We start from the raw sequence: 12560 nt of genomic DNA on the forward strand, positions 1-12560 counted from the left end.
GCATTGCCGAGCTGGCCAATTCATTGCAACTTCTCTGATCCGGGAGCAGAGCCCGGGTCAAAAACTTTCCTTGAGCCATTGCCCGACGCGGGCGAGACGGCCGTTTCCATTTCCGAGCGAGCCGATCAGGCCGCTCTGGGATGCATGTGTTTCGAGGTCCGCGACCTGCGGGTAGATCATCAGTCCGACGGCCGTCGAAAAGGCCGGGCCCTTGGCGGCAGCCGGCAAGCCGGAAATGCCCATCGGACGACCAATACGAACATTGCGGGCCAGAATGTGACGGGCCGTCTCCGACAGGCCGGTCAACTGGCTGGCACCGCCCGTCAGAACCACGCGCTTGCCGACGATCGGGCTGAAACCCGATTTCTGGATCCGGTCACGAATCAGTTCCAGCGTTTCTTCGATGCGGGCCTTGACGATTCGGGTGACGAGCGAGCGTGGAACCTGGGTCGGCTGGTCGCGGTCGTCCTCGCCGATCGGTGGAACCGAAATCATGTCGCGGTCGTCTGCGCCGTTGGAGACGGCCGAGCCATGCACGACCTTCATCCGCTCGGCATCCTCGATCCGGGTCGAAAGACCGCGGGCAAGGTCCGTGGTGACGTGATGGCCACCGAGACCGATCGCATCCGTATGAACGAGCTTGCCTTCGGCAAACACCGAAATTGTTGTCGTGCCGCCGCCCATGTCGATCGCTGCACAGCCCAGTTCGACTTCGTCGTCGACAAGGGCTGCAAGGCCGCTGGCATAAGGCGTTGCCACCATACCCTCGACGGACAGATGCGCCCGGTTGATGCAGAGCTCGAGGTTACGCAGCATCACGCGCTCGGCGGTGACGACATGCATATCGACGCCCAGCATATCGCCGTACATCGCCAGCGGATCGCGGATCCCGACTTCGCCATCCAGCGTGAAGCCGGTCGGCAGCGAGTGAAGGATTGCGCGGTCCTGGCGAGCCGACTTCTGGCTGGCGGCGACGAGAACACGCTTCAGATCGGCCGATTCGACTTCCTGTCCACCGAGGTCGATCGATGCCGTATAGACGTCGCTGGTCAGACGACCGGCAGAAACATTGACGATGAGGCTGTCGACCGTGAGGCCGGCCATGCGCTCTGCAGCGTCAACCGCAAGACGGACGACGCTTTCCGCCGCATCGAGATCGCCGATGACGCCGGACTTGACGCCGCGCGAACGCTGGTGGCCGATGCCGATGATCTCGACATGATGGGTCCGACCCGGCAGGATCTGGCTTTCCTGCTTTGGCGTCAGCCGGGCGATCATGCACACGACCTTGGTCGAGCCGATGTCGAGCACCGAAACGATGTGGCTGCGCTTGGAAGACAGTGGCTTCATGTGCGGAAGCCCGTAATTGGAAGAACCGAATACACTCACGTCTCTCCTGCCTTCTTCAACGCCTTCGTGCGTGCCTCGACTGCCTCGTTGCGGCGTTCGGTGGCGGCAGAAGTAAGTTCAACGGTTGTGCGGTCGTGCAGGCGAAGATCGACGGCAGCGATGTCACGCTCCAGGATCCGTTCTTCCTTTTCCAGACGAGCCAGCACGCTGAGCGCGGTCTCGACCTGGGTTTCCGGCAGCTTCAGGACAACGCCGTTGTCGATGTGCAAATCCCAGCGACGACCGGCGACGCGGACGTACGCCTTTACCCGCGAGCGAAGCTCCGGCCACGCAGCCATCTGATCGACAAAAGCGGATGCGGCCTTGTCTGCTTCACGACCCACGAACAGCGGCAGGGAAGCGAACTTGCTGTCCCGCAGCGGCGCGATGATGGAACCGTTCTTTTCGATCAGAGCGAGATCCGAACCGTTCTGCCAGATCCCGAAAGCTTCGCGCTCCTTGAGCATGACTTCGATCGTGCGCGGATAGACTTTGCGGACTTCGGCATAGCGAACCCAGGGAAGCTCGGACAGCTTGCGGCGCGCCTGATCGACATCGAGAGCGACCAGCGAGGTCGTGCCATCGAGACCGAGAAGCTGAAGGATATCGATCTCCGACGTCTGGTCATTGCCCGAGACGCGAACGTCTTCGATGGCGAAACCGACGGCCGCTGTCGTCGCCTGAGCAACCGTCTGGGCATGACCGCCAAGCGACATTCCGTAGAGGCCGACAACCGCGAAGAAACCGAAAGTCGCGAACGTGCCGGTATGATCAGGGATATGGATGCGGCCCGTCGCAAGGCTCAAGCCGAAGCGGACGACGCGGCGCAGTGGACGCGGCAGTACACGACGCTCTTCAGCGCCGAGATAGTTTGCCCGGCCGTGATCGTCAGCTTTTTTGCTATTCAACGCAAACACGACGCGTCCTCCACCATCCAACGGACGAGACCACCAAAAGTATGACCGGCATGAACAGCCATCTCAGGCACAAGCGAGGTCGGCGTCATCCCGGGCTGGGTGTTGATTTCGAGCCAGATGACTTCGCCGTCTTCGGAAAACCGGTCGTCGAAGCGAAAGTCCGAACGACTGACGCCACGGCACCCCATCGCCCGGTGCGCCTCAAGCGCCAAGGATTGAATTTTTTGGTAAATATTTGGTGAAATTTGTGCGGGAATGACGTGGCTCGAACCACCGACCGCATATTTCGCATCGTAGTCATAGAACGCGTCGCCGTTCGGGATGACTTCCGTCACACCCAGCGCCACGTCGCCCATGACGCCGCAGGTCAGCTCGCGGCCATAGACATAACGCTCGACCATCACCTGGCTGCCGTACTTCCAATCCGGCGAGGTAATGATCTGCGGCGGGTGAGACTGGCCTTCCTTGACGATGACGACGCCGAAGGACGAGCCTTCGCGGACCGGCTTGACGACGTAAGGCGTGGCGATCGGATGCTCGTTGGTAAACTCATGGCGATCCATGACCTTGGCTTCAGCAACAGGAATACCGGCAGCCTTGGCCACGTGCTTTGCCTGCTGCTTGTCCATCGCGAGAGCGGAGGCAAGAACGCCGGAATGCGTATAAGGGATCTCAAGATATTCGAGCACACCCTGGATGGTGCCATCTTCACCGAAGGGACCATGCAGCGCATTGAAGGCGACATCCGGGCGCAGGCTGGCAAGAACCGCTGCGACATCACGATCGACATCAACCCGCGTCACCTTGTAACCCTCGCCTTCCAAAGCCTCAGCACAGGCGTTGCCGGAAGACAGGCTGACCGGCCGCTCGGAGGAAAACCCTCCCATCAATACAGCCACATGCATGTCGTTCATCAACCACTCCCGGAAAAGGGCTTTAGGCTTAAGCGACATCGCTTGCGCCAAACTTGTACGACCAACGATTCTTTCTCAGATCTGATCGCCAGGCTATTGGTGCACCAAAATGGTTAACAAATCGTTTACTTTCCTTAATGGGAGAACCCAACAGGCTGAAATTGAAGCACAAATTAGATTTTGAAATGGTTAATGCAGGACTTGAGGTCGCATGGTACCGCACGGGACATGGAGCTCGAACAGCTGCTCGAGCGCGGCAAGATCGCAATGGATCAGGGGTGAAAACGTGCCGTTTATTGCGCGTTTTTTGTTTTACTCGTCAGAAAACTGCTGTATGTCGCAGCCGGTACTCCTAGAGAGCCGCATATTTAAATCTCCTGAATTGGAATCAGTATGACAAACGCGACGCCTCCCGCTTCGCCGTCAGCTGAGCCGTTAGCGCATGTTGCAATGAATTCTCCTGCACGCGTCCTGACGGCCAGCCTGGTCGGCACGACGATCGAGTTCTTCGATTTCTACGTATACGCGACGGCTGCGGTCCTCGTCTTCCCGGCGCTGTTCTTCCCCAACAGCGATCCGACGACGGCACTGCTTGCCTCGTTCGCAACCTTCTCGATCGCATTTTTTGCCCGCCCGCTCGGTGCCGTCGTGTTCGGCCATTTCGGTGACCGGATCGGACGCAAGACAACGCTGGTTGCCGCACTTTTGACCATGGGCATTTCCACCGTGATCATCGGCCTGCTGCCGACCTATGAGACGATCGGCGTGGCAGCACCGCTGCTTCTGGCGCTTTGCCGTTTCGGCCAGGGCTTTGGCCTCGGCGGCGAATGGGGCGGTGCCGTTCTGCTCGCGACTGAAAACGCACCTCCGGGTAAGCGCACCTGGTACGGCATGTTCCCGCAGCTTGGCGCTCCTGTCGGCCTGTTCCTGTCTTCGGGCGTGTTCTGGATCCTGCTGCACTTCATGTCGCAGGAAGCGCTTCTGTCCTGGGGCTGGCGCATTCCGTTCATTGCATCGATCCTGCTGATTGCCGTTGGCCTCTGGGTACGCCTCTCGATCACCGAGACGCCAGCCTTCCAGAAGACAATCGACAAGCAGGAGCGGGTCGAGATCCCGGTCGTGGAACTGTTCCGCACGCACAAGCGCAGCTTGGCGCTTGGCACTTTCGTGGCGCTTGCAACCTTCGTGCTGTTCTACATCGGCTCGGCCTATCTTCTGTCCTACAACGTCAAGATCCTGAAGATGCCGTTCCTCGATGCGCTCGAGGTGCAGTTGCTCGGCTCGATCGTGTTCGGCATCTTTATTCCGATCGTCGGCAAGCTGGGTGACCGCTACGGACGCCGCGAGATGCTGATCGTGACGACGGTGCTGATCGGGCTGTTCTCGTTTGTCCTGCCAGCACTGATGACCAATGGCGAAGGCATGATCTTCCTGTTCGTCGTACTGGCGATGGTGCTGATGGGCATGACCTACGGCCTGATCGGAACGGCGCTGGCCGCGCCCTTCCCGACCGCTGTCCGCTATACGGGCTCGTCGATCACCTTCAATCTTGCCGGCATCTTCGGCGCGTCGCTTGCGCCCTATATCGCAACCTACCTCCAGGCCAATTACGGCATGGCCTATGTCGGCTACTATCTCGGCATCGCTGCCGTGATCACGCTGGTCTGCATCCTCCTGTCGGGCAAGGACGAAGTCTGAGCCACGGCGGAATAAAACTGACAAAAAAGCCCGTGAAGTCTATGACTTCGCGGGCTTTTTTGTGTGAACTGTCACTCTCCTGGATGTAGCCGGTGCTTGCGACGGCTGCTTCGCTCCGCAAGCAAGACGGCAACCCAACCCGCCCCAGCGATCACAAAGGGCAGGACATACAGGAAGAAGAAAGTGGGTGCGTTCATGAGATCAACTCTCCAAGAGCACGTCTTGCACCCCAATGTAGTAGCAAACCGCCGGAAATCCAAGCCAGCGTCGAAAGGGCGATAGACAGCGAAATACCAGCCGACGCTGCTCCGTTGGAAAGCGAGACAGCCGGAGCTATGAAACCTGCCGCCACACAAGCCGTGGAAAGCCTGTCCAGCGAATTCGCCAGAAGTTTGGTTCGCTCGTTGTGTATCAGCGTCATTCGCCCATCCTTGAAGAGGGACTAGTTATAGCTACTCCGTCGTCGCACCTTGGAAGGGTCGCACTTCCCTACCCGGCATGAAGATACCGAGTCGCTTGATCTCCCATTCCAGCTTGATGCCGGATTTGTCGAACACGCGCTGGCGCACCATCTCGCCGAGATATTCGAGATCATAGCCGGTGGCATGGCCAATATTGATCATGAAGTTGCAATGCAGCGACGACATCTGGGCGCCACCGTTCATCAGACCGCGGCCGCCGGCCTCGTCGATAAGGCTCCAGGCGGAATGGCCTTCCGGGTTCTTGAAGGTAGAGCCGCCGGTCTTTTCCTTGACCGGCTGCACGGTCTCGCGGTGCTGGCGAACAGCGTCCATGTCGGCGCGGATCTTGGCACGGTCCTCCGGGTACCCTTCGAACACCGCATGGGTGAAGATCAGGTCCTTGGAAGCCGATGAATGGCGGTAGCTGTATCCCATGTCCTCGTTGGAAAGCACATGCTCGTTGCCCTCGCGATCGACGGCATGGACTTCGACCAGCCGCTCGGCAGTCTCCCCGCCATTGGCGCCGGCGTTCATCCGCAGCGCCCCGCCAATCGAACCCGGTATGCCGTAGTAGAAGGCAAACCCGCCGATACCATTGTCCATCGCCATCGCAGCGAGGTGCTTGTCCGGGCAGATCGCACCGGCCTTGATCCGGTTGTCACCCATGAGATCGAGCTGGCCGAACCCCTTGGCAGAGAGACGGACCACAACGCCCGGAATACCACCATCGCGCACCAACAGATTGGAGCCGACGCCGACAACGGTCAACGGGACCTCTTGCGGTAGCATCTTGAGGAAAGTCGCGAGATCCTCGGCGTCATGCGGCTGGAACATCAGCTCGGCAAGTCCGCCCGCCTGAAACCACGTGACCCGATCCATCGGTGCATTCGGCGTCAGACGACCACGCAGGTTCTTGACGCCGTCCCCGAGTGACGTCAGCAGCTTTTCCCCATTCACTTGTTTCATTCTACTGTCCCGAAAATCTCTCAAGTTCCTTCGGCAACGACGCAGCCCATTGCGTGATGTTGCCTGCCCCCAGAAGCACCACGAAATCCCCCGGCTTCGCAATGCCGGAGACGATCGAAGCCAGTTCGCTCGGAGAGGTCATGTAACGCGCGTCGCGGTGGCCGCTCGATTTGATCCGCGACACCAGCGATTCTGAATTGACCCCTTCGATCGGATCTTCCCCCGCGGCATACACCGGCGCAAGGATGATACTGTCGGCATCGTTAAAACAATTCGCAAAATCGTCAAACAGGCTCGACAACCGGGAGAACCGGTGCGGCTGGTGGACGGCGATGACACGCCCCTGGCATGCCTCGCGTGCTGCCTTCAGCACGGCCTTGATCTCGACCGGATGGTGACCGTAATCGTCGAAGATGGAAACGCCGTCGACAGTGCCGGTCAGCGTGAAGCGGCGCTTGACGCCCGAGAAATTCGCAAGACCCTTGCGGATATTTTCTTCCGATATCCCGAGCCGGTTTGCGACGGCAATCGCAGCCGTTGCGTTGGAGATGTTGTGGCGGCCTGGCATCGGCAACACGAGATCCTTGAAGGTGAAGATCCGGCCGGTGCGACGGCGACGGATTTCCACGTCGAAGATCGACTTGGTGCCCTCCATGCGGATGTTCGAAAACCGCGCATCGGCCTGCGGGTTCTCGCCATAGGTGACGACCTTGCGGTCCTCGATCTTGCCGACCAGCGCCTGCACTTCCGGGTGATCGAGGCAGAGAATGCCGAAGCCGTAGAACGGCACGTTCTCGACGAATTGCCGGAAGGCCGCCCGCACCGCGTCGAAATTGCCGTAGTGGTCGAGATGCTCCGGATCGATATTGGTCACAACCGCGACGTCAGCGGGCAGTTTTAGGAAGGTACCGTCCGATTCGTCGGCTTCCACCACCATCCACTCGCCCTCGCCCATGCGGGCGTTGGTGCCGTAGGCATTGATGATGCCGCCGTTGATGACCGTCGGATCGAGATTGCCGGCTTCGAGCAACGCCGCGACCATCGAAGTCGTGGTGGTCTTGCCGTGCGTGCCACCGATCGCGATCGCATTGCGGAAGCGCATCAGTTCCGCCAGCATTTCCGCGCGCCGGACGATCGGCAGCGATTTTTCTCGCGCAGCAACCAGTTCCGGGTTGTTCTTCTTGATCGCTGTCGAAACGACCACGACTTCCGCATCGCCGAGGTTTTCGGCGGTATGGCCGACGAAAACCGGGATACCCTTGTCGCGCAGGCGCTGCACGTTGGCGCTATCGGCCTGGTCGGAGCCCTGAACGTTGTGGCCGAGATTGTGCAGCACTTCGGCGATACCGCTCATGCCGATCCCGCCGATGCCGATGAAATGAACGAGGCCAATAGCCTTCGGCATCTTCATGCCCGTACTCCCTTGAATTCTGCAATATTTTTACGTTCAGCAACCGCGGTGACGAGGTCTGCGAGTGCGATCGCCGCATTGGGCCGACCTGCCCGCTTGGCGGCTGCCGCCGTCTTTTCCAGCCGCTCCGGCTCATTCATGGCAGACGATATCATCGCCGAGAGGCGTTCCGGCGAAAGCTCGGACTGCGCCACGACCTCGGCTCCGCCGGTCGCAACGAGCGCCGCCGCATTGGCCGCCTGGTCGTGATCCAGAGCATAGGGATAGGGCACCAGAATGGACGGTCGCCCGATCACCGAGATCTCCGATACCGTCGATGCACCCGAGCGGCACACCACGAGATGCGCCGCCGCAAGGCGCTCGGCCATGTCGGGGAAGAACGGCGAGATTTCTACCTTCGAATTCAGCTTGCCGAAGCACGAGCCGACACGGCCCTGATCCTCGGGGCGTGCCTGCTGTGTCACGACCAGCCTGTCCCGCTCGGATTGATCGAGAAGGCTCAAGGCTGTGGGCACGGCAGACGAGAAGAACTGAGCGCCCTGGCTACCACCGAACACGACGAGCCGGAACGGATCAGTTCCCCGCGACGCGACGTAGGGCACGTTTGCGGCTTCCAGAACCGCGGGACGCACCGGATTGCCGGTCGTTACGGTCTTTGCCGCGTATGTCCCGGTCGTTTCGGGAAGAAACCCGCCAGCGATCGCCTGCACCCTCGAAGCCAGCGCCTTGTTGGCGCGGCCCATCACCGCATTTTGCTCGTGGATGATCGTCGGCACACCCATGCCGGTCGAGGCCATCAGTGGCGGGACTGTTGGATAGCCACCGAAACCGACGACCGCGATCGGCCGCAAACGCGATATAAGCTTGCGCGCGGCGCGAAGACCGGTCCAGAGCTTCCAGGCAGTCCGCGCCATCGCGATCGGATTTTTCGATCCGAACGTCGCCGACGGTACGACATGAATCTCATCAGCCGGAAACTTGCCAGCAAAACGCTCGGCGCGGCTGTCGGTCACCAGATGCACGGAAAAGCCCCGTGCTTTCAGCTCGTGACCCAATGCTTCCGCAGGAAAAAGATGACCGCCGGTTCCCCCGGCGGCTAACAGAATAATGCCCTTGCTCATATACCTACTCCGCGGGAACTCCGGACGCGACGCGGAACAAGCTGCGTTCCTGCGCGCGCCGTTCCGGCCGGTGACGTGTGAGTGCCAGAATAAAACCAGCTGTCACACATATGGCGATCATCGACGATCCGCCGTAGGAGATCAACGGAAGCGTCATTCCCTTGGCCGGCATCAACTCGAGATTGACGCCGATATTGATCATCGACTGTATGCCGATCTGCAGCACAAGGCCGGCGACGGCAAAGCGGTTGAAGTCGTTGCGCTCGTTGAAGGCATGCTTGAGGCCGCGCAGCACGATGAAGGCGAAGATTGCAACAAGCGCCATGCAGAAGATGATGCCGAATTCCTCGGCCGCGACGGAGAACACAAAGTCGGTGTGACTGTCGGGCAGGATCCGCTTGACGATGCCCTCGCCCGGGCCCTGGCCAAACCAGTTGCCGCGCACGATCGCCTCATGCGCTGTCTCCACCTGGAAGCGGTCGCCTTCGCCGGTCAGGAACTTGTCGAAACGGGCCGTCACGTGCGGCAGCATGTAATAGGCCGCAAGAAGACCGCCGACACCGACACCGCCGAGCAGAACGATCCAGAGCCACGGCATTCCGGCCATGAAGAACATGCCGCCCCACACGATGCTGGTCAGGATCGTCTGCCCAAGGTCGGGCTGCGCGACAAGAAGGGCCGCGACGATGCCGAACAGGATGATGGCGAAGAGATTGCCCGGAATTTCAGGCTGCCGTGCGTGCTCTGAAAACAGCCAGGCGCAGACCACCACGAAGGCGGGCTTCATGAATTCGGACGGCTGGATGGACAGCGCGCCGACACCGATCCAGCGCCGCGCCCCCTTGACCTCGACGCCGAAGAACAACGCCAGAACCATCGCGGCCAGCGAAAGAGCAAGAAGCACGATTGCGGTTCTTCGTACCTGACGCGGGGTCAGGAACGACAGGCCAATCATGATGGCGAGTGACGGAATGAGGAAAACCGCATGGCGTTCGACGAAGTGGAAGTCTGAGAGACCGATGCGCTGGGCAACGGCTGGCGATGCCGCAAACGACAACATGAACCCGATGCCCATCAGCATGATAAAGGCCGCCAGGAAAAAACGGTCGATCGTCCAGAACCAGTCTGCGAGCGGTCCACGGTCTGCGCGGCTTACCATATTCAGTTTCCTTTTCCGGTATCGACCAGCATGTCCACACTGTCGAGAGCTGCGACGAGTGCGACAAACGCATCGCCGCGCACTTCGAAATTCTTAAACTGATCAAAGCTGGCGCATGCCGGCGACAACATCACTGCCGACGAAACAGTGTCGGCTGCCGCATCTGCGGCTGCATGGGTAACGGCCCGTTCGAGCGTGCCCGAAATTTCGTAAGGGACCGTGTCTCCAAGAGTTGCTGCGAATGCCGGTGCTGCTTCTCCGATCAAATAGACTTTTGTTATATTCTGGAAGAGTGGTGCGAGGCTTGCGATGCCGCCTTCCTTGGGAAGACCGCCCGCAATCCAGTAGATCCGCTCATAGCTGGAAAGCGCAGGGGCCGCGGCTTCGGCGTTCGTTGCCTTCGAATCATTGACGAAAACAACATGGTCCCGTCTCCCGACCGGCTGCATGCGGTGCTTGAGGCCCGGGAATGACCGCAGACCGGCGCGGATGTCATCGGCAGAGACGCCGACCGCCAGGCAGGCAGCAATCGCCGCCGCCGCATTCTGAGCGTTGTGGCTGCCCTTCAACGTCGGGATGCCATCGAGGTCGACGAGCGCAGACGAAACGCCGCCATTCATCTCGATGAGGCGGGTTGTCTCGGCATAGATACCATCGGCGACCGCATTACGCTTGGAAATGCGCCGAACCTTGACGCCTGTGCGCTCGACCCGGTCGGCGATCAGTGTCGAATAGCTGTCGTCGACGCCGATGACGGCGGTCTTCGCCCCAGCAACCAGTCGCTCCTTGATGTCGGCATAGTGCTGCATCGTGCCGTGACGATCGAGATGGTCAGGTGTGAGGTTGAGCAATATGCCGGCCGTGGGATTGAGCGTCGGGGCCAGATCGATCTGGTAGGACGAGCATTCGACGACGTAATACCGTTCGGCCTTCGGCGGATCGAGCGTCAGGATCGCCGTCCCGATATTGCCGCCCAGCTGCGTGTCGCGCCCGCTTGAGCGCAGGATATGCGCAATCAGCGCCGTCGTGGTCGACTTGCCGTTGGTGCCGGTGATGGCGATGAACGGGCAATCCGGCGCATGCGCCCGGCGCTCGCGCACGAAAAGCTCCACATCGCCGATGATCTCGACGCCGGCAGCACGCGCCAGATCGGCGCTCCAATGCGGCTTTGGATGGGTCAGCGGAACACCCGGAGACAGGACGAAGGCCGCCTGCGCGCTCCAGTCGATGGTTCTCAGGTCCGCCGTCTCGATGCCGGCAACGTTTGCCTTGGCGACGCTGTCAGGATTGTCGTCCCAGGCCAGAACCGTGGCACCGCCGGCAACCAGCGCCTGCGCGGTCGCCAGCCCCGAACCACCGAGACCGAATAGTGCGACACGTTTTCCGCTGAACGTCGTGACCGGGATCATCGGATCACCGCAGCTTGAGGGTCGAGAGGCCGAGCATCGCGAGGCCGACGGCGATGATCCAGAACCGGATCACGACCTGGCTTTCGGTCCAGCCAAGCTTTTCGAAATGGTGATGGATCGGCGCCATCAGGAACACACGCCGGCCGGTCATCTTGAAGAAGCCGACCTGAATGATCACGGACATCGTTTCCATCACGAACAGGCCGCCGATGATCGCCATGACGATCTCGTGCTTGGTGGCGACGGCAACCGAACCGATCAGGCCGCCGAGTGCCAGCGAACCGGTATCGCCCATGAAGATCGCAGCCGGCGGGGCGTTGAACCAGAGAAAGCCGAGGCCAGCCCCGATCACCGCGCCCATGATGACGGCGAGCTCACCGGTTCCGGGGACAAAATTGATCTGCAGATAGCCTGCAAAGACGGCGTTACCGACGAGATAGGCAATCACCCCGAACGACGCGGCGGCAATCATGACCGGCACGATCGCCAACCCGTCGAGACCGTCAGTCAGGTTGACCGCATTGCCGGCGCCGACGATGACGAAGCCACCGAACAGGATGAAGAAATAGCCGATATTGATCAGGAAATCCTTGGCGAAGGGAAAGGCGACCGAGGTTGCCAGATGCGGGTTTCCCGCAGGCTCCGTCACCATCGCTAGTCGCATCATGAAGAACACGGCGATGCCGGCGATCAGGAACTCGATGCCGAGGCGCGCCTTGCCGGAAAAGCCCTTGTCGGTCTGCTTGGTGACCTTGAGATAGTCGTCATAAAAACCGATCGCGCCGAATCCGAGCGTCACGAGCAGCGTGGCGACCACGTAGATGTTGGAAAGATCGGCCCAGAGCAGCGATCCGCCGACGATGCCGGCGAGAATCATCAGCCCGCCCATGGTCGGCGTACCGGCCTTCTTGAAGTGGGTCTGCGGTCCGTCGGCGCGGATCGGCTGACCCTTGCCCTGACGGATTCGGAGTGAATTGATCATCCGTGGCCCGAACATGAAGACGATGAACGCCGAGGTGAAGAGCGCTGCTCCCGTCCTGAACGTGATGTATCGGAACAGGTTGAAGAACTGAATCTTGTCTGCCAGTTCCACGAGCCAGATCAGCATAAAGGGC

General features: G+C 60.4%; 11 protein-coding genes. 1 reads left to right on the forward strand and 10 read right to left on the reverse strand.

Going from position 1 to position 12560, the window contains the following annotated elements; all coding sequences use genetic code 11:
* Positions 1-57: 57 nt before the first annotated feature.
* From ftsA to IFT66_RS06470, 3 genes are read right to left on the reverse strand one after another with little or no spacing between them, the layout of a single operon-like run.
* A complete protein-coding gene (gene ftsA / locus IFT66_RS06460; RefSeq protein ID WP_062581091.1) occupies positions 58-1389 on the reverse strand; it encodes a cell division protein FtsA in 1332 nt (443 codons plus the stop codon).
* Positions 1386-2306, reverse strand: a complete 921-nt coding sequence (locus IFT66_RS06465; protein ID WP_062456190.1) for a cell division protein FtsQ/DivIB — start codon at positions 2304-2306, stop codon at positions 1386-1388. The genes ftsA and IFT66_RS06465 overlap by 4 nt, the downstream gene beginning before the upstream one ends.
* Complete coding sequence (locus IFT66_RS06470) at positions 2294-3220, reverse strand: D-alanine--D-alanine ligase (protein ID WP_192077029.1); 927 nt, start codon at positions 3218-3220, stop codon at positions 2294-2296. The genes IFT66_RS06465 and IFT66_RS06470 overlap by 13 nt, the downstream gene beginning before the upstream one ends.
* Before the next feature lie 393 nt (positions 3221-3613).
* Here IFT66_RS06470 and IFT66_RS06475 point away from each other — a divergent pair, with 393 nt between their 5' ends.
* Positions 3614-4918, forward strand: a complete 1305-nt coding sequence (locus tag IFT66_RS06475; protein ID WP_062456185.1) for an MFS transporter — start codon at positions 3614-3616, stop codon at positions 4916-4918.
* A gap of 193 nt (positions 4919-5111) precedes the next feature.
* Here IFT66_RS06475 and IFT66_RS06480 read toward each other — a convergent pair whose 3' ends face one another.
* Genes IFT66_RS06480 through mraY form a run of 7 tightly spaced genes read right to left on the reverse strand, consistent with a single transcriptional unit; the run spans position 5112 to position 12553 of the window.
* The gene (locus IFT66_RS06480; protein ID WP_113167596.1) at positions 5112-5339 is read right to left on the reverse strand and encodes a hypothetical protein; all 228 of its coding nucleotides are present in this window, start codon (positions 5337-5339) and stop codon (positions 5112-5114) included.
* Positions 5340-5370: 31 nt separating this feature from the next.
* Positions 5371-6345 (reverse strand): UDP-N-acetylmuramate dehydrogenase, encoded by a 975-nt coding sequence (murB, locus tag IFT66_RS06485; RefSeq protein ID WP_113110663.1) that lies wholly within the window; start codon positions 6343-6345, stop codon positions 5371-5373.
* 1 nt (position 6346) lies between these two features.
* On the reverse strand, positions 6347-7756 hold the full coding sequence (gene murC, locus IFT66_RS06490; protein ID WP_062456179.1) for a UDP-N-acetylmuramate--L-alanine ligase: 1410 nt from the start codon (positions 7754-7756) through the stop codon (positions 6347-6349).
* Positions 7753-8877: an undecaprenyldiphospho-muramoylpentapeptide beta-N-acetylglucosaminyltransferase gene (gene murG / locus IFT66_RS06495; protein WP_192077030.1), complete on the reverse strand. Its 1125-nt coding sequence runs from the start codon at positions 8875-8877 to the stop codon at positions 7753-7755. Before murG ends, murC begins: the two co-directional genes overlap by 4 nt.
* 4 nt (positions 8878-8881) lie before the next feature.
* Positions 8882-10036, reverse strand: a complete 1155-nt coding sequence (gene ftsW / locus IFT66_RS06500) for a putative lipid II flippase FtsW (RefSeq protein WP_062456173.1) — start codon at positions 10034-10036, stop codon at positions 8882-8884.
* A 2-nt stretch (positions 10037-10038) separates the two neighbouring features.
* Positions 10039-11445 (reverse strand): UDP-N-acetylmuramoyl-L-alanine--D-glutamate ligase, encoded by a 1407-nt coding sequence (gene murD / locus IFT66_RS06505; RefSeq protein ID WP_092660614.1) that lies wholly within the window; start codon positions 11443-11445, stop codon positions 10039-10041.
* 4 nt (positions 11446-11449) lie between these two features.
* Positions 11450-12553, reverse strand: a complete 1104-nt coding sequence (gene mraY / locus IFT66_RS06510; protein WP_062456167.1) for a phospho-N-acetylmuramoyl-pentapeptide-transferase — start codon at positions 12551-12553, stop codon at positions 11450-11452.
* Positions 12554-12560: the final 7 nt, after the last annotated feature.

Origin of the sequence: Rhizobium sp. CFBP 13726 (assembly GCF_014841925.1) — a bacterium.
Classification (GTDB): domain Bacteria; phylum Pseudomonadota; class Alphaproteobacteria; order Rhizobiales; family Rhizobiaceae; genus Neorhizobium; species Neorhizobium soli.